The following is an 18847-nucleotide window of genomic DNA, read 5'->3' on the forward strand; positions in this document are numbered from 1 at the left end:
AAAGCCGACGGGGCTATTTTTCAAATCGTTCTAAAAGCTCGGCCATGGTAAAGGTACTGATTACGGGCTTACCGTTCAATGCCTGGTTTGGCGTTTCGCAGGCAAAAAGCTGATCAATAAGCTGGTTCATTTCTTCCAGGGATAATTTAGTCCCGGTTTTAATGGCTGCATTGCGCGCCAGCGACCGGGCCAGGTTATCGCGTTTGTCCAGTTTTAAAATAGCCAGGTTATTTTTAAAGCCTTCCAGCAGGTGCTCCAGTAGCTCATGCTCGCCCACATTGCTCAGTTCGGCGGGTATGCCCTCTACCACTACCGTGTTTTTGCCAAACTCGCGTATATCAAAACCCAGCGAGCGGATATCGGGCAATAATTCTCTTAATAACTCAAAATCGCTGCCGTTTAGTGTGACAGACTGCGGAAACAGGCTTTGCTGACTTACGCCAGAATGATTTTGCAATTGCTGTAAAAAGCGCTCATACAAAACACGCTCATGCGCTGCCTGTTGCCCGATGAGCATAAAGCCCGATTTAATTTGCGACAGGATAAAGCGGTTATGGATCTGGAATAATTGCCGCTCGCTTGATTTGCTTACCTCCTGCTCATTAACAGCGATACGCTCTTCCTGGTGCAATTCGTGCTGTAGGTTGTCCTCTTTTTTGCTGATCTCGTACAGCGTATCCCAGTTTTGGGGAACAGGGCTGCTTTTAAAACCACCATCCGCTCTCAAAAAAGGATGTTCGCGTACCGGTTTTTTTTCAGAGGCAAAAGGATTAAAATCGGGGTTGAAAGATATGGTTGGCGCCACGATCTCCTCAAAAGGCTTGGGTGTTATCAGGTGCTCAATGCTGTTCTCCTGGTCAAAATCCAAACTTGGTGTAATGTTATACCTGCCCAATGAGCGTTTTACCGCCGACCGGATAATGGCATAAATAGCCTTCTCATCCTGATACTTGATCTCGGTTTTGGTTGGGTGTACATTAATATCTATCCGCGATGGGTCGATATCAATAAACAATACATAAAACGGGAAGCTATCATCGGGTAGCAATTCTTCAAAAGCAGTAATTACGGCATGGTTCAAATAGGCATCGCGAATAAAACGGTTGTTCACAAAAAAGAACTGCTCGCCCCTGGTTTTACGGGCAAATTCGGGCTTGCCTACAAAACCACGCAGATTAATGATGGTGGTATCTTCCTCCACCGGCACCAACCGTTGGTTATAGTTATTGCCAAACAGGTGAACAATACGTTGCTTTAATGCAGTACCCGGCAGGTGATAAACCTCCTGCGCATCATGGTGCAGGGTGAAAAATATCTGCGGATTAGCCAGTGCCACCCGTTGAAATTCGTCAATAATATGGCGCATCTCTACCGGGTTGCTTTTTAAAAAGTTACGCCGGGCCGGTGTATTATAGAACAAATTTTTAATGGAGATGGAAGTGCCGGTATTAGCCTGGCAGGCTTCCTGACTCACTACCTCGGAGCCTTCAATAAAAATGCAGGTGCCCAACTCGTCCTCATGGCGGCGTGTTTTCATTTCTACCTGGGCAATAGCCGCTATAGATGCCATGGCCTCGCCCCGGAAACCCATGGTACGTATAGCAAACAGGTCGTCGGCCTTGCGTATTTTTGAAGTGGCATGGCGCTCAAAACTCATGCGCGCATCAGTAGGGCTCATGCCACAGCCGTCATCAATAACCTGTATCAATGATTTGCCCGCATCTTTTATAATGAGCTGAATTTTTCCGGCCCCGGCATCAATCGCGTTCTCCACTAATTCCTTTACGGCAGATGCGGGGCGTTGTACCACCTCGCCTGCGGCAATCTGGTTGGCAACGGCATCCGGTAAAAGCTGTATGATATCTGACATTTAAAAAAAATCCCTCCAATTTCGAATTCGATGCTAAATTAAATATTTGAAGGCATAACTTTATGATTTGATAATTGTATAAACATTTAACGTTTAATAATTACATTACCAGTACCATACGATTTACTTTATGAAAAAATTATGGCCAGCACTGCTCCTTTTTGCGGTAGCCTGCAAGCAAAAAGAGTATAATGCCGACCTTTTGGTTAAAAACGCCGTGATTTATACGGTTGATAGTTCCTTTACCACAGCCAATACCATTGTAGTAAAAGGAGGAAAAATATTAGCCGTAGGAGATGCCGATACACTGGAACAAAAATATCTGGCCAACGAAGTGGTTGACGCCAAAGGCGCGGCCATATATCCCGGTTTTATTGACGCCCATGCTCATTTTTATGATTATGGATTAGGCTTACAGGAAGTTAACCTGGTTGGTACCCACAGTTGGAATGAAGCTGTCGATTCGGTACAGACCTATTCAGTTCGCAATACCGATGGCTGGATAATTGGTCAGGGTTGGGATCAGAATCATTGGGCACTGAAACAATTTCCGAATAAGGCTAAACTTGATTCCCTGTTCCCGGTACGACCGGTAATATTAAGTCGGGTTGACGGACATGCAGCCATAGCTAACCAGGCGGCCCTCAATATTGCGGGTGTAAAACCCGGGCAAACCATCAACGGCGGCGAAATAGAAACCATTAACGGAAAACTTACCGGTATTTTAATTGATAATGCCGTGGGAATAGTAACCCGTAAAATTCCCGAGCCATCAGCCCAGGTAGTGGAAGATGCTTTGCTGGCAGCACAAAAAAACTGTTTTGCTGTGGGCTTAACTACTGTGGATGATTGCGGTTTGCCCTATACCATGGTAAGTACTATTGCCGAGCTTCAGCACAAGGGCTCATTAAAGATGCGCATGTACGTAATGCTGGCTGACAGGGAAGAGAATTACGAATACCTGTTTAAGCATGGCGCTTATAAAACCCCGGGTCTGAATGTGCGGGCCTTTAAGGTTTTTGCCGATGGAGCATTGGGTTCCAAAGGAGCTTGTTTGCTACAGCCATACAATGATCAAAAAAACTGGAAGGGCTTTTTATTAAGCAGCCAGAAACACTTTGAAGAAGTAGCAAAAAAAATCTATGATAAAGGTTTTCAGATGGCTACCCATGCCATCGGCGACTCGGCCAATCGCGTAATGCTGAAAATATATGCTTCGGTATTGAACGGTAAGAACGACCGTCGCTGGCGTATTGAACATGCGCAGGTACTGTCGCCCCAGGATATTAAACTGTTTGGTGAAAACAGTATCATTCCTTCGGTGCAACCCACCCATGCTACATCAGATATGTACTGGGCTGGTAAAAGATTGGGCGAGGGGCGTTTAAAGTCAGCCTATGTGTATAAGCAACTGTTAAAACAAAATGGCTGGCTACCGCTGGGGACAGATTTTCCGGTAGAAAATATAAACCCGATGTACACGTTTTATGCAGCGGTGGAACGTAAGGATCTCAAAGGCTTTCCCGAAGGAGGTTTTCAACCGGAGAATGCCCTGACCCGTACCGAGGCCTTAAGGGGGATAACCATCTGGGCCGCAAAAGCCAATTTTGAAGAGAAAGAAAAAGGCAGCCTGGAACCCGGCAAATACGCCGATTTTGTGATACTGGACCAGGATATCATGAAAATAAAAGGTGCCGAATTACCAAAAGTTAAAGTGACCAGTACCTATATAAACGGAGTTAAAGTATATGATAAAAAATAAATGGGGCTGTATCCCTTTAGTGTTGTTTGGATTTACCTTTTTGAATACCGCATGTGCACAAATACCACCGGCTATACCAGCTGGCCAGGCATATGTTAATGAAGAGCGGCTGGTTGAGCACTCTACTGTTTTATTTAACAATATCAAATACCTGCTGCCGCTGCAAAATCTCGATCAGTTAAAAATTGCCAGCGTCCATTTCTCCAGCTCATATGCTTCTGTATTTGATAGTTTGCTCAATAAATACAGCAAGGTACAGGCATTTGATGGCCGTATTTATAGTGGGGCAAAAAACCTCACTAATTTGTCGGCCGATCTGAAATGGTATAACACGATTATTCTGCAGGTAACTGATACCGATTTGAACAATCCCCAGATTGTTGATTTTATCAATAGCACTCAAAAACTCAAGAATGTGATTGTGGCGGCTTTTGGTGGCGGTACCGTTTTAACTAAATTAAATAATGTTACCGCACCTGTTTTATGGAGCGAGCGACTGACACCCGTTGCTGCATTGTATAGTGCGCAAGCCATTTTTGGAGGTCTGCCGGTAACGCAAAAACTCACCCGTACTTATTCGCCGCAATTTGCTGCGGGTATGGGGTTTATTACCGATAAGATCAGGCTGCAATATACTGTTCCGGAAGATGCAGGTATTAACGCCAGTAACTTAACCGGTATTGATGACATTGCCCGTGAAGCCATTGCAGAGCATGCTACCCCGGGCTGTGTGGTATTGGTGGCTAAGGATGGTAAGGTGATATTTAACAAGGCCTATGGTTATCATACGTATGACAAGGCTATCCCCGATCAGATAACGGATATTTTTGACCTGGCATCCATGACCAAAGTAACTGCTACCACTGTAGAGGCCATGAAATTGACCGATGAAGGTAAATTGAACCTGGAAGCTACTGTTGGCGATTACTTACCCCAAACCCGGAGCAGCAATAAAAACGATATACAGATACGAGAACTACTGATGCATCAGGCCGGCTTGATACCCGACATCAAAGGGTTTGAAAAAGTGAAACCGGCAGACCATAGTACCGATTCATCCGCAGCCTATCCAATACGGGTATCTGATCATTATTTTTTGCGGAAGGATTATTATAAGGATGTGATGTTTCCGGATATACTAAATTCTCCCCTTAAAACCCGGGGCCAATACGTATACAGTGATGTAGGCCTGGTGCTGATGATGGAAGTGGTAGAAAGTATCACCGCCATACCCGAGAATGTGTATGTACAGCAAGCTTTTTACAAACCGCTGGGTATGCAAACTGCAGGCTTTTTACCCCTGTATCGTTTTAACCAAAACCAGATACCGCCTACCGAGAACGACCAGGAATACCGTCAAAGTTTGCTGGATGGCTATGTACACGATCCTACGGCCGCCCTGATGGGTGGTGTAGCCGGCCACGCCGGACTTTTTGCCAGCGCTAATGACGTAGCCATATTGTACCAGATGCTGTTGAACCGTGGTACTTATGGTGGTAACCAATATTTTAAACCGGAAGTAGTTGATTTGTTCACCTCCAAGCAGTCGGCGGTGAGCCGCAGAGGGTTGGGGTTTGATCGCTGGGATCCTATCGCCGACAGGCATTACCCATCCAAACTGGCGTCGCCGCAAACCTTCGGGCATACCGGCTTTACAGGCACCTGTATTTGGGTCGACCCGAAATATAACCTCGTATATGTGTTCCTGAGTAACCGGGTGTACCCCAATGTAAGTAATAAACTGGGCAGCCTCAACATCAGGCCGAGGATACAGGATGTGGTTTATGATGCGATAACGAAAGGGATGTGATGAAATGATTTTGGAAGTAAAACGCGTTTATACACTTGCAGGTATCAAACACAGATACAAATTAAGTGATTTTGCCTACGGAGAGTGGTTGATCTATAAGGGTGATTTTCCGGTTTACTACTTTAATATATTCGATACGGATTACTCAGCCTTTAAAGATGCCACTAAGGTCAATGCAGATAAAATCCTCATGGATAAACTGGAAAAACATGGTTTAAGATTGAAACAAAATCTATTTGGAATATCATCTACTAAAAGCCATCAACAACGGTTTGATTTAGAAAAACTCCCTGCTTCTTATCTAAGATAAAAGAATAGACGCAGTTATGCATCTCTACAAAAATAAAATCGTAGAGACGCGTATTCGCGTCTCTTTTTATGATCTTCTATTTACATTGACCTTATTTTTAACTTAAAGTAAAACAATTTTCTAATTAATACGTTTCAGTTTTCTCTAATAAATAAATTACTAAACATGAGAAAACTATTCAAAGTTACCCTGCTCGCTTTAAGCTTACTGTTTGTTGGTAAATTTTCAAATGCACAATCCAAGATCGGTTATGTTGATTTTCAATCCATCGTTAGCCAGATGCCCGAAGCAAAAACTATTAAACCCCAGATAGATGCTTATCAAAAGCAATTTGTTACTCAGCTAACTGCTATGAATAATGAATTGCAAACCAAAGGGAAGGCTTTTCAGGATCAAAGCAAAACCATGACCGATGCTGTAAAGGCAACAAAACAAACAGAATTACAGGACCTGCAAAAAAAGATGCAGGATTATCAGGCCAATGCACAGCAACAGGTTGATGCTAAGTCAAATGAACTGATAAAACCGGTAACCGATAAAGCCCGTGCTGCGGTTAATGATGTAGCCAAGGCAAAAGGCGTCACTTATGTGTTTGATTCTTCGCAAGGATCGGCACTGTTGGTGTCCAACGATGGTACCGATCTTACAGCATCTGTTAAAACTAAGTTGGGGATTAAATAAGATATTACTTCCTAACGCGTCATTGTTTCGTACCTCGCAATGACGCGTTTTTCGGATTTGCTCTATGTAAGTACTTGATCATTAATATAAAAAATAATAATAAATCATAATTTTATGTGAAGATGTGATCAGCAATGAAATATTACACCATTCAGCCGCCGGATATTTTAAAACCCTATGTAAGGTTTTTTTGGGTGCTGGAGCATGAGCTGTCTGCCAGCGGGTCGGAGTATGTTTATCGTTCTATAGCTGATGGCTGTACCGAAATGGTGTTTCATTATCAATCTACCTTTGATGAAATTAATGGCCGGGGACAGGAAAACGGAGGGCCTTCGGGTATTCAGTTTCAAACCAACCATTACCGGCGTTTTATAACGCGGCAAAGCTTCGGCATTTTTGGGGCTTACATTTATCCTTTTGCCGTTCCCCGGTTTTTTAATATTCCCAGCAGCGAAACTACTAACCTGACGCTCGATTATGATACTTTTTTAGGGAGCGCGGGCCGCGAACTGGAAGAAAGGATAATGCTAGCGCCCAACAATCAAAAACGGGCTGTGATCCTGACTGATTTTCTGCTGATGCGCCTGCGGTATAATACATTTACAGACGACCGGATCATTACCTCCATCAGGCAGGTGATCCATACCAATCAGCATAAAACAGTAGCGCAACTGGCCGATGCTTTCAATCTTTCAGCACGGCAGTTCGACAGGCGTTTTAAAGAGTATGCCGGTTTTAGCCCTAAAAGCTATTTACGATTGATCCGCTTTCAGGATGCTATAAAACAATACGGCAGCAATAAATCATTAACACAAATAGCGCTGGAATGTGGCTATTATGACCAATCGCATTTTATACATGATGTAAAAACTTTTACGGGTTATCACCCTGGCTTTTACTTTTCAGGTAAAGCAGAAGGAACGGAATACCGGAATGCAGATTTACAATAGATAATAATAAAATCAATAAAATCCGAAATCGAACATCCGCAATCCGAAATCAAAGAATGTCTTGTTTTTACAATTTTGCTGAAACCTGGCCAGTTAATTTTGAATAAAAAAGAAATCGACATGGAAACAGAAAAAAACATCCCTGAAGCATATCAGCGCATTATGCCCTATCTTATTGTAAAGGATGCTGCCAGCTTTATCCTTTTTATGCAAAATGTATTTGGCGCAAAGGAGCAGTATAAACAAATGCGTGATGAAAAACACATTATGCATGCCGAGCTTAGCATTGAGGGTAGCACTATTATGTTTTGTGATAGTACCGAAACCTATCTTCCGCAAAATGCCGGTTTATTTATTTATGTAGATAACTGCAACGAAACGTATAAAAAAGCGCTGGAAAACGGTGCCGAAAGCGTTACGGAACCCACTGATCAGCCTTATGGCCGCAGCGCCGGAATAAAAGATCCTTTTGGCAATACCTGGTGGGTAACTAATCCGCTTTGAAACATCTCCACCCCCCCAAACAAAACGCCGCTTTGTTATTAAAGAAGAGGAGCGGATTGTTTGGGCCATGTAATTTTATGATGTGATAATTGTTGGCGACTTGTGTCTTAACTTATTCATAGTTAATTGGTTTTGATGTGTTTTCTTGTGTTGGATAATTGGCCTGCCGCAGGTTTATCGGATGTGCCGCTGATAAGAATGTTAATTTTGCAACATCTATGAGCACATTAACATCAAAAAGCCCCGCAATTAAGGAGCATCACCAGTCAATAGCAACATTGCTGGCCTTTGCGCTGATCCCTTTATCGGGTTTCGCTACCGATATCTATATTCCATCGTTACCCACCATGGCCGGCGAAATGAGTGTGAGTAATGTGCAGGTACAATTAACACTGAGCATCTTTTTAATTAGCTATGGCGTATCGCAACTATTTATAGGCAGTATACTGGATAGCTTTGGCCGCTATAAGGTTAGTCTGGCCTCGTTAGTTATTTTTGCAGTAGCCAGTGTAGTTATAGCTATTACCCATAATATTTACCTTATTTATTTGATGCGGGTAATACACGGAGTTACCGTTGGGGCCATCATAGTAGCCAAACGGGCCTATTTTGTGGATCTGTTCAGCGGCGAAAAACTAAAGCATTACCTCAGTTTATTCTCCATTATTTGGTCAACTGGACCTATTGTGGCTCCGTTTATAGGCGGGTACTTGCAAACCGCTTTTGGCTGGGAATCCAACTTTTACTTTTTAGCTGGTTTTGCGGCGGTATTTGCCATCCTGGAGCTTATTTTCAGCGGTGAAACTCTGGTACATTTTTCAGAATTTCATTTTCAAAAAATCGTGAAGGTATATGTTAACATGATCAAGACATACAGTTTTACGCTGGGTATAGTGATGTTGGGCTTGGCCTACTGTATGGTGATGACCTATAACATGACCGGCCCGTTTATTATTGAGCATCATTTACATCTAACTCCCGTTATTGCAGGTTATAGTTCGCTGGTATTGGGTTTTGCCTGGATGGTAGGTGGCTTTATCGGTAAGGCCACTATCAATCGCCCATTCTTTAAAAGGATGGTTGTTAATGTGGTGATGCAGGGCCTTTTTGTACTGGTGATGATCATCAGCGTCCAATTTGTTAGCAATTTATATTCCATGATATTTTTTGCCTTCATCATTCACGTTTGCGCCGGCTATACTTTCAATAACTATTTTACTTTTTGCTTAAGCAAATTTCCTAAGAACGCAGGTATCGCAGGTGGGCTTACCGGTGGCATCACTTATGTCATTGTTTCTTTTTTAAGCTACGGCATCGTTAACCTGGTACCAGCCAAAGATGAACGTAACCTGAGTTATAGCTATCTGATATTCATTTTGCTCTCCGCACTGATCATGTTTTTTATTTTCAGGATTAATCAAAAAGAAAAGATGCCTTTGGAAAAACTGGTATAGACAAGCCCAACAAAAAGAATAAATATTTATGGAATTCAGCCAGTAACTACATCTTATAGCTAGTGTAAAGCATTTACTGTAATAGGATTTAAACTATTAGGCATGGAAAAAGTGATTGTTATTCTATTGTTGTGTTTTAGAGGGGCACTTGTGATGGCACAAAGCGATACTGTTTATCACCATCTGACAGTAGCAAGAGAAGGTACACCCTTGATTGTAATTAACGATAATATCATTGGAAACCTAGATGGTATTAGCCCTAATGAAATTGATTCCATAAGAGTTTTAAAAGATCATGCCACCATGCCTGCCCGCGTAAAAAATCTGGATAAATATGGAGTGATTTTCGTAACACTCAAGAAAATGGAAAATGTCAAGACAAAATCTGTTAAAGAGATTAAAGCCTGGTTAGGTATTATAAATGACGCCCAATTCGCGGTTGATGGCTTTTTATTAGAGGATGAAAATTGGCTCATAGCTACAGAGTCCATCAGGGAGATCAATGTCATAAAGAACCAAGACGTATCAGGACATTTAACAGATGTTGTGATCAATGTATGGACGCTTGACCCCGGAGGCCGGAAAGCATTAATGCCAGGCAAAAGACTAAATACTGATAAACCGGGCGTAATATACATCAGATAGTTTGCCAAGTCTTTCCTATTCAGGAGTTGTTTTAAAGCACCTGGTTAAATTCCAGCCGCTCACCATCGGGCCCGGTAATGTTAAAGTATTTACAACCGTTTTTCCAGAATTGCAGGAAAACCGGGGCTTCTTCTATGATATTAAAACCAGCCTCTTTAATGATCTCATACGTTTCGTCTATATCACTTACATCAAAAGCCACATGGTCAATATGCCCATTGCTACGGCTCCTGATCTCTGCTAAGCCTGCTTCGGGTAATTGATAAAGCTCCATGAGTATATTTTCGCGCTGCATCATTACACAGGTGCCCTGTTCGCCATGATCGGTAAAAGGGGCCTGCATCACGTTGTTAAAACCCAATCGCTTGTAAAATTGCTGTGACGCATCCAGGTTGGTTACGGGGACTCCTATGTGTTGTATGCTGTTGATCTTTAAATGGATAGCGTTTTTCATAGAAGCTAATATTTATGCTGTAAAATTAAAAAAATGAGTAACTTGACTAAGTTATATCATTTTACACAGTGTTAACACATTTGCCGTAAATTGCTGTTAAACTTGCAGCCATAATTAACCAACTTAATGAAAATCGGAATTGTATGTTACCCAACCTTTGGTGGAAGCGGCGTTGTAGCCACAGAACTCGGTAAGGCCCTTGCCGACCGCGGTCACCAGGTTCATTTTGTTACCTATAACCAGCCGGCCCGCTTGGATCTTTTTTCCGAAAACCTGTTTTATCATGAGGTATCGGTATCCAACTATCCGCTTTTTGACTTTCCGCCTTATGAGCTGGCCCTGGCCAGTCGCTTGGTTGATGTGGTTAGGCACGAGAAGCTGGATGTATTGCACGTTCATTATGCTATTCCGCATGCTTCGGCTGCGTTTATGGCTAAACAGATATTATTAACCTATGGTATTTATATACCCGTAGTTACCACTCTGCACGGTACCGATATTACCCTGGTAGGTAAAGATCGCACCTTTAAACCGGTGGTTACGTTCTCTATCAATCAGTCTGACGGGGTGACAGCGGTATCAGAAAACCTCAGGCACGATACTTATGAGTTTTTTGAGATAGATACCGATATTAAGGTGATCCCTAATTTTATTGATCTGAATCGCTTCAGCCTTAAAGCAAAAGACCATTTTAAGAAGGCTATCGCACCATCAGGCGAAAAAGTATTGGTGCATACCTCCAACTTCCGTAAGGTAAAACGTACCGAGGATGTAGTGAGGATTTTTGCCGAAGTTGTTAAAAAGATTCCTTCAAAATTACTAATGGTTGGCGACGGGCCGGAGCGCTCTGGCTGTGAGCAGTTATGCCGCGATCTGGGTGTGGCTGATAACGTACGCTTTTTAGGTAAGCAGGATGCCATTGAAGAAATACTTTCGGTAGCCGATCTGTTCCTGATGCCATCACAATCAGAAAGTTTTGGTTTGGCAGCTTTGGAGGCCATGGCTTGTAAAGTGCCTGTAATCAGTACCAACGCTGGTGGCTTGCCCGAATTAAATGTGGATGGCGTAACCGGTTTCCTGAAAGACGTTGGTGACGTGAAAGGTATGGGCGAAAGCGCTATATATATACTGGAAGACGAGGACCGGTTGAATCAATTTAAAGAAAACGCCCTGGCGCGTGCCAAGGAATTTGACCTGGCTACCATTTTACCCTTGTATGAAAACTACTATCTGCAGGTGATTGATAAGTGTAAAGACAAGTGCAAAGAGCTGTGCACAGGTAAAGCCAAGGTTGCCTGAATGTAAACAGGATATAATTAACTCATATAAAGTTAATTAGTTATTGGTGTGTTTTTTTTCTTATATTGAAACCTGTTATTTGACCATCCGTGAGGGCTGTAACATACCTGATACAATTGAAAAAATATTTTCCGAAGGTTAAATATTTTCGTTGATGTTAACTAACTTAGTCTACTGTTCACTTTTAAAAATTAAACTTATGGCAAAGCACACAACCCTAAAACGTGGTCAATTACTTAAGTATATTGGTAAAAGATGGAAGAATTTAAACATCAGTAGCCCCTTCATGAAATTCCTGGGTTATGATGGTAATGGCTTCGCCGACATGTGGGTAGAATATCAGGGCCGTACATTATTCATATCTATTAAAGAAGTTGAACTGGCCTCTTAAAGTGGTCGGTTTTTAATGCTATGCAACGGGTTTGTTTTTAAACTTACCCCGTATAGTTATGGCTTTATAAAAAAAGAAGCTATATTCGTATCAAAGGAAATGGTGTCTTCCTACTTAACCGCCCTGAAAAGCTGATGGCGCCTACAATGAATTAACCAACAGGGTTTACCCTGTGCTGATTTTTTGTAGGTGGAAAAAAAACTCAATATATCGCTTTTAAAAGTTACCTGGCAGAAAGCACGGGTGAAATCTCTATTATCTTTCTGGTATCCCGTATGCTATATTATTTCTCTTGTCATCCTGAGGAACGAAGGATCTATTGTTCGATTATGCCTATCGGCTAATAGATGCTTCACTGCGTTCAGCATGACAAATCCTCTATTATTTAACCTAAATTAGTCGCTCATGAACGATAAGCTTTTTACGTCAGAACATTTTTCGATCCTGAAACACCTCATCCGCTGGACGCTCATCATCATACCCATCGCTATTGTTATTGGCAGTATGGTAGCCTTGTTTTTATGGCTGCTCAATTGGGCCATCCATTTCAGGTTCGCTCATCCTTTTCTGCTGTATCTGCTGCCTGTTGCCGGGGTGTTAATCTATTTTATTTATAAGCTGATAGGCGGATCGGCCGAAAAAGGGAATAATCTCATCATCGACGAAATTCATACACCCGGCGGCGGTGTACCCAAGCGTATGGCCCCTATTGTGCTCATCACTACCATTATTACACACATGTTTGGTGGCTCGGCCGGACGCGAAGGTACCGCAGTTCAAATTGGGGGCAGCATGGCACAAATGTTTGGCAGCTGGTTCAAACTGAATCCTGCTGATACCCGTATTGTGCTCATCGCCGGTATTGCCGCAGGGTTCGGGGCTGTTTTTGGTACACCACTCACCGGGGCTATATTTGCTATGGAGGTATTAACCATAGGCCGCATTCAATACAATGCCCTGCTCCCCTGTCTTATTGCCAGTATCATTGGCGATGTTACGGTTGCTGCATGGGGTGTTCATCATACCGCCTACCATATTGATATTTTTACAACGACGCCGCATTGGTTTTCGCCATACTTGTCGTTCGATTTTGTTTTGCTTTTTAAGATCATGATCGCCTCGGCTGCATTCGGGCTGGCCAGTTACCTGTTTGCCTGGATGGTGCATGGCATCAAAGGTTTTTTTGTTAAACGGATATCTGTTCCCTGGCTGATACCTGTAATAGGCGGGCTGATTATTATTGGTCTTACAGCACTTATCGGTAAACCGGATTACCTCAGCTTGGGTGTCGATCCCGAATATGCCGGTGCTGTTACTATTCCATCAGCTTTCCACGCGGGTGGAGCGGATACCTGGAGCTGGCTTTGGAAAACCATTTACACCACCACCACGTTGGCCACCGGTTTTAAAGGCGGTGAGGTAACTCCCTTGTTTTATATTGGCGCCACATTGGGTAATACGCTATCGGTATTGATGGATGCGCCGGTGGGTTTATTTGCTGCGCTGGGTTTCATTGCTGTTTTTGCCGGGGCAACAAACACTCCGCTGGCTTGCACTATCATGGGTGTGGAGCTTTTTGGCGGTCAATATGTTTTGTTTTTCGCGGTGGCTTGCTTTACGGCCTACTTTTTCAGTGGGCACTCGGGTATTTACAGCGCGCAACGTATTGGCGTACCCAAAGTAGCAGATTCCCGTTTTTCAGATGCAGCTACCCTTTCAGAGGCTGGTAACCGCCGGCAAAGTTATGTGCAAAAGAAATTGCATAAATATGGGTTTGGGGGTAAAAAGGAGAAGTGAAAAAATATAAATATCAAATATTGTCATTCTGAACGTAGTGAAGAATCCATTATTCGCTAAGTAAGGTCGCCGAATAGATCCTTCGTGCCTCAGGATGACAAATTATTTATAAACTTCAACTAACTCCCCGGTTTTTTAGGCAGAACAATCGTTGTATCTTTAACCGCTTTTAACGGCGTTGGCACCCCTCCGGACTTACTTGTCGTATCCTTAACCGCCTTTATTACTTCAGGGGTAATATTCACTTTACCTGTGGTGTCTTTACCAACTTTTATAGCCGGCAGATTTCCTGCACCTGCTTTATTATTTGATGTATCCTTACCCGCGTTTATTACCGGTTGCTTGCCTTTAATGGTGGCCGCGGCTGCCGGCTTTGCCTCTGCCTTGCTTATTGAATCGGTAAGGGTTTTCAGAACCATCTGTAGCTTCTTCACGGAGTCGGCTTTAGCTGGATCCTTGCTAAGCTTCAATATTTTTCCTTTCAAATTATCAACTTTAGCCTGATTTAAACTATCGGCTTTGGTTTTTGGTGGCGGAGATTTTACGATTGCCGCTGCCTTACTTATGGAATCTGTAAGGCGTTGAAGGTTAAGCTGTAGCTTTTTCACGGAGTCGGTTTTGGTCGAATCCTTGCTGAGCTTCAATATTCGCCCTTTCAAATTATCTATTTTAGCCTGGGTTAAGCTATCTACCTTAACCTTCGGAGGAGGCGATTTGGACGTAGGTGTTTTTTTATGACGCGTTGGAATGATCGCCTCTTTGGAGGCTGGCCGGTCCTTCGGTTTCCAGATAAAACCTTTCAATAGTTTATCTTCCTCGGTAACCTTAGCAATGGGGATATAGCGGTTTTCGGGCTTGGTTACAAAAGTAACTTCCTTGGTTTCGCCATTTTTAAAAACAACATGGATACGACTGCTTAATGATCGTTGCATACCTGCTATTTTGCCGCTATCACGCTTAAAATAAATGCTTTCGGCGTTAACGGCAATGTATAGCTGATGAAGTTTGTCATTTTTAAAGAAACCCCGCATCTTTCGGCCCGAGGATTGGTTAAAGTGCAGCGAATCGTCTTTCTCAATATTCACCACAAAGGCATTCGGAAACAGCTCTATATTATCCAGCTTTTTGTTCCGCATTTGCAGGTACACAGTATCGCCCGAAAGTTGTGAGCCCTGTGTCCAGAACATGGGTTTAACATAGCAACGTATGGTAGAATCTGCATTGCTGTAAAAAATAGAGTCGGCCTTACCCTGCAGGTCCGATTTAAATATTTTAGCATGATGATGAGCTATCAATATCCTGATGCGGGCAGTATCCTTTACGTCAAACTCCCGGGTGGCAAACACCGGGTCTTTTTTCATGTTTACAGCCCGTACGCTGTCCTGCCTGGCCTTCCTTTTGACATTTAACAAATCTTTTTTGATTTGGGTCGAATCTACCTTGGGTTTTCCAAAAAAGTCGCGGTGCAGGTAAGTAGTATCTTTGGGCACACGCAGGTAAGCCGTAGGCATCCCCTTCAGTTTTTGGTTTAAAACCGCCCGTTTCAGGCCCGCTTCGGAGGTATCCCTGAAGTGAAGCAATCTTTGCTTTTCCTGGTATATCTTCAGGTTTTTGAAGGTCATGATCTGGGTTTCCAGCGTATCGGCTGTCATGAATATGGAGTCGCGCTTTACTTTTTCACCTTGTTTATTGGTATCCACAGGCGCTGCTATCGGCTTAGCCCCTTTCTTAGGTTTGATATCGGCAGCCAGCTTGGCCATATTGGTGAGCTTTTTATCTGCATCGCCGGGTTTTATATTTTTGGTTTGCACGCCGAGCTTTTTCGCCATGGAATCTATTTTAACAGAATCCGCCTTCCCGATGGTGCCTTTGGCTTTGATATTATCGGCTATTTTTGAAAGCTCCGTGAGCTGCCCAATCGCATCACCCGGTTTTATATTTTTGTTTTGTTTGATCAGAGCCTTCGCGGCAGAATCTATCCGGGTCGAATCTGTTTTACTCACCATGGTTCCAGGTTTCAGATCTTTAGCCAACTTGGTCATGTTGGTAATATCCTTGGTGTTAGGGCCATCCTTTAGCTTATTCTTTATAGCATCTTTGGCGTTTTTAGCTAATACAGGGGGTGCTTTAGCCGCTGCCGAATCGGTTTGAGTGCTATCTTTTTGCTCAGTGATCAGCACCATATAGGCATTTTCTGTAACCACGGTACGCTCGTCGGCTTTAAAATAAGTGCCCAGATCACCCTTGAGTGTTATTTTTTGTTCATTATCGTTAAAAGTGATGTTCTTAACCGCGCGACCATAGCCCTTGAGCCTATCGTAAAATAAACTATCTCCTTTTAATGATTTGGTGCCCTGTTTATAGAGGTTCTTTTTACCAAAAAAAGCCTGCTCGGTAACGGTGTTGTACAAGCCGTTTTCGGTGTACAAGGTGTCTTTATCTTTTTTCCCGTAAATGTTGGTAGGACCGTAGAAATAAGATATACGGGTGCCGGTATTATAGCGCAGGGTATCGGTTTTAATAATGGCATCAATGGTGGTGAGCACCACATCATATCGGAAGTAGGAATCACGCGATTTGGCAAAATAATACCCGTTTTTGCTGGTCAATACATTATCCTTGTTCACAAGTTTACCACCGCTGGTGTAGGTGCCTATACGGGTGGCGGTATTATAGGTAAGATAATTGGTAGTTAAAGTAGCATCACGGTCAACCATTTTTACATTGTCGGTGAGTATAGCCAGTTTGGTGTTGCCGTTGTAGTTGAGCTTATCAGAAAAAATATTCAGCGTATCGCCCTGGTTGATATTAACATTGCGAAAAGCGTCGAAAGCATTTTCGTTGGGATAAAAATAGGCGCTGTCTGAACGCAGGGTGGAAAAATCCTGCTTAAAAACCCCTTTATAAACCTTAATCACCTGGCGTCCGTTAATTGTAACAACAGAGCTGCTTTCTGACTGTATCAGGTTTACAATTGATTTCTTTTTTTGGGCCATAACACTGCCCGCCAGTATCAATAACAAAAAGCTTAAAACATATTTACTCACGTTGGCAAAATTAGTTTTTTGTTGGGGTTATTAAATTAATAATTTTGATGAATGCTACCAGTTAAACAGTTTATTAATTTTATTGAACAAAATATTTTGTTTACGCCCGACAGCAAAATTTTAGCTGCGGTGAGCGGCGGCATGGATTCTGTTTTAATGGGCCACTTATTAAAGCAGGCCGGTTATACTTTTGGCATTGCTCATTGTAACTTTCAGTTGCGTGACGATGAAGCCCTGCGCGACCAGTCCTTTTGTAATGATCTGGCCAATCAGTTTCGTGTACCTTTCCATACCGTTAATTTTGATACCCGGAATTATGCGGCCGAAAATAAAATATCTATCCAGATGGCCGCGCGCGAACTGCGTTATCAATGGTTCGGCGCTGTAAGCCAGCAATCAGATTACCAGGTTATTGCGCTTGCACACCACCAAAACGACACAATTGAAACAATATTGTTAAACCTTACCCGTGGTACAGGTATAGCCGGTTTGCATGGCATATTACCGCAAAACGGCAATCTGGTACGCCCGCTGATGTTTTTGAACCGGGATGAAATAACCGCTATTATCGCCAAAAACAAGTTGGAATATGTGGAAGATAGCTCCAATGCTTCGGCCAAATATGCCCGTAATAAGATCAGGCTGGAGGTAATACCCCAGTTAAAAGAACTAAACCCGGCCCTGGAGAAAACCTTCGAAAATAACCTGAAACATTTCCGAGACCTGGAGATATTACTGGAGAATCAAATAGCAGCGTTGTCAGGAACAATAATTAAACATGGACAAGATGGTAATTATTTATTGCTGGATGAGGTACGGCAATTAAACCCCATGCGTTTATTGCTGTTTAAATTACTGCAGCCATACGGTTTTAACGAAACCGCCGTTGATGACCTGATATCGGCACTGGATAAGCATTCCGGGAGGGTATTTGAGTCGGCAGGATATTCGCTGATATTGGATCGCGACCGGCTACTCCTGGAGAAAAGGAAAAATGGTGGGCACGAAGCTGTTTTGATTGCCGAAAAAACGCATGAGGTGCATTACGGCCACTATAAAATGACGGTATTGCATGATGATAGTCCGTTGATTATAAAGGATAATCCGCGGGCGGTATCTGTGGATGCGGAATTGTTGAAATTTCCGCTAACGCTGCGGGTATGGCAAGAGGGCGATCATTTTTACCCCTTAGGCATGAAAGGGCGAAAGAAACTGAGCGATTTTTTTATCAATCAGAAAATATCGTTGAATCAAAAGGAGGAAGTGCCGGTGCTGGTAAATGGTAATGGCGAAGTGATGTGGGTTGGTGGTTACCGGCCCGACGAAAGGTATAAAGTGAGCAATAACACTAAAAAAGTTACTATCTTCGAACTGTATAAATTAAAATGAGTGATAAAGCAATTTTTGTAGAAAAACAATACCTCGGCCGGGAGTTTATCCCGATAACTATACGCCTGGTTTTGGCCATGTTTTGTTTCGCGGCCTATTTTTTTACTGATGAACGTGAACGCAACGGCGACCTGCTGGTGGTGGTTGGTTTTGCTATTATCATCATATCCATCATCATGGGGTTTTTACTGCACTTTAGTACCCGGGTTGAAAATAAAAGTATCAGGCTTAACGGTTTGTGGACAACCCGCCTGGTTAAGATTGATCTGAACGGTATTGTTAAAGTAGAGAAAGGGGTATACAGCCGCTACTTGTTCAATAATCCCGTATATAACCTGCACACCAAAGGAACCGTTCGCTTTTATGCTGCTGGCAATGATGCCATACACCTTACCGACAGGGATGGTTTGCTTTATATTATCGGATCGCAGCATGCCAATGAATTTTTAAGAGCGATTAAAGAAGAGATGGCTAAGTAATGGAC

The 18847-nt window shown here is 42.9% G+C and carries 16 protein-coding genes and 1 riboswitch; of the genes, 13 read left to right on the plus strand and 3 right to left on the minus strand.

What is annotated here, in order from left to right; genetic code table 11:
• Positions 1 to 13: 13 nt before the first annotated feature.
• Positions 14 to 1870 carry a DNA mismatch repair endonuclease MutL gene (mutL, locus tag BW976_RS06370; protein ID WP_076371541.1) on the minus strand — a complete coding sequence of 619 codons (1857 nt, stop codon included), beginning with the start codon at positions 1868 to 1870 and terminating at the stop codon, positions 14 to 16.
• Positions 1871 to 2000: 130 nt separating this feature from the next.
• On the opposite strand from mutL, the gene BW976_RS06375 reads away from it, so the two are divergent.
• From BW976_RS06375 to BW976_RS06410, 8 genes are all read left to right on the plus strand, one after another.
• Positions 2001 to 3632 carry an amidohydrolase gene (locus BW976_RS06375; protein WP_076371543.1) on the plus strand — a complete coding sequence of 544 codons (1632 nt, stop codon included), beginning with the start codon at positions 2001 to 2003 and terminating at the stop codon, positions 3630 to 3632.
• The gene (locus BW976_RS06380; RefSeq protein WP_076371545.1) at positions 3619 to 5442 is read left to right on the plus strand and encodes a serine hydrolase domain-containing protein; all 1824 of its coding nucleotides are present in this window, start codon (positions 3619 to 3621) and stop codon (positions 5440 to 5442) included. Before BW976_RS06375 ends, BW976_RS06380 begins: the two co-directional genes overlap by 14 nt.
• Positions 5443 to 5452: 10 nt before the next feature.
• The gene (locus BW976_RS06385; RefSeq protein ID WP_139332218.1) at positions 5453 to 5752 is read left to right on the plus strand and encodes a hypothetical protein; all 300 of its coding nucleotides are present in this window, start codon (positions 5453 to 5455) and stop codon (positions 5750 to 5752) included.
• A gap of 165 nt (positions 5753 to 5917) precedes the next feature.
• Positions 5918 to 6433: an OmpH/Skp family outer membrane protein gene (locus BW976_RS06390; RefSeq protein ID WP_076371549.1), complete on the plus strand. Its 516-nt coding sequence runs from the start codon at positions 5918 to 5920 to the stop codon at positions 6431 to 6433.
• 134 nt (positions 6434 to 6567) lie between these two features.
• Positions 6568 to 7383, plus strand: a complete 816-nt coding sequence (locus BW976_RS06395) for a helix-turn-helix domain-containing protein (RefSeq protein ID WP_076371551.1) — start codon at positions 6568 to 6570, stop codon at positions 7381 to 7383.
• Between the two features lie 120 nt (positions 7384 to 7503).
• Positions 7504 to 7887, plus strand: a complete 384-nt coding sequence (locus BW976_RS06400; protein ID WP_076371905.1) for a VOC family protein — start codon at positions 7504 to 7506, stop codon at positions 7885 to 7887.
• Between the two features lie 218 nt (positions 7888 to 8105).
• Positions 8106 to 9341 (plus strand): MFS transporter, encoded by a 1236-nt coding sequence (locus BW976_RS06405; RefSeq protein ID WP_076371553.1) that lies wholly within the window; start codon positions 8106 to 8108, stop codon positions 9339 to 9341.
• Positions 9342 to 9443: 102 nt separating this feature from the next.
• Positions 9444 to 9986, plus strand: coding sequence for a hypothetical protein (locus BW976_RS06410; RefSeq protein ID WP_076371555.1), 543 nt, complete (start codon positions 9444 to 9446; stop codon positions 9984 to 9986).
• Between the two features lie 31 nt (positions 9987 to 10017).
• Here the strand turns inward: BW976_RS06410 and BW976_RS06415 are convergent, their stop codons facing one another.
• Positions 10018 to 10440 carry a VOC family protein gene (locus BW976_RS06415; protein WP_076371557.1) on the minus strand — a complete coding sequence of 141 codons (423 nt, stop codon included), beginning with the start codon at positions 10438 to 10440 and terminating at the stop codon, positions 10018 to 10020.
• 126 nt (positions 10441 to 10566) lie between these two features.
• On the opposite strand from BW976_RS06415, the gene bshA reads away from it, so the two are divergent.
• From bshA to BW976_RS06430, 3 genes are all read left to right on the plus strand, one after another.
• Complete coding sequence (gene bshA, locus BW976_RS06420; RefSeq protein WP_076371559.1) at positions 10567 to 11739, plus strand: N-acetyl-alpha-D-glucosaminyl L-malate synthase BshA; 1173 nt, start codon at positions 10567 to 10569, stop codon at positions 11737 to 11739.
• A 199-nt stretch (positions 11740 to 11938) separates the two neighbouring features.
• Positions 11939 to 12130, plus strand: a complete 192-nt coding sequence (locus BW976_RS06425) for a hypothetical protein (RefSeq protein ID WP_076371561.1) — start codon at positions 11939 to 11941, stop codon at positions 12128 to 12130.
• Positions 12131 to 12216: 86 nt separating this feature from the next.
• Positions 12217 to 12281: riboswitch (Fluoride riboswitch) on the plus strand.
• 254 nt (positions 12282 to 12535) lie between these two features.
• Positions 12536 to 13927, plus strand: a complete 1392-nt coding sequence (locus BW976_RS06430; RefSeq protein ID WP_076371563.1) for a voltage-gated chloride channel family protein — start codon at positions 12536 to 12538, stop codon at positions 13925 to 13927.
• Between the two features lie 119 nt (positions 13928 to 14046).
• Here BW976_RS06430 and BW976_RS06435 read toward each other — a convergent pair whose 3' ends face one another.
• A complete protein-coding gene (locus tag BW976_RS06435) occupies positions 14047 to 16974 on the minus strand; it encodes an OstA-like protein (protein WP_076371565.1) in 2928 nt (975 codons plus the stop codon).
• Positions 16975 to 17025: 51 nt separating this feature from the next.
• Between BW976_RS06435 and tilS the strand changes: the two genes are divergently transcribed.
• The gene (tilS, locus tag BW976_RS06440; protein ID WP_076371567.1) at positions 17026 to 18363 is read left to right on the plus strand and encodes a tRNA lysidine(34) synthetase TilS; all 1338 of its coding nucleotides are present in this window, start codon (positions 17026 to 17028) and stop codon (positions 18361 to 18363) included.
• Positions 18360 to 18842: a hypothetical protein gene (locus BW976_RS06445; RefSeq protein ID WP_076371569.1), complete on the plus strand. Its 483-nt coding sequence runs from the start codon at positions 18360 to 18362 to the stop codon at positions 18840 to 18842. The genes tilS and BW976_RS06445 overlap by 4 nt, the downstream gene beginning before the upstream one ends.
• The last annotated feature ends 5 nt before the right edge of the window (positions 18843 to 18847 follow it).

Origin of the sequence: Mucilaginibacter lappiensis, from assembly GCF_900155965.1 — a bacterium.
Taxonomy (GTDB): domain Bacteria; phylum Bacteroidota; class Bacteroidia; order Sphingobacteriales; family Sphingobacteriaceae; genus Mucilaginibacter; species Mucilaginibacter lappiensis.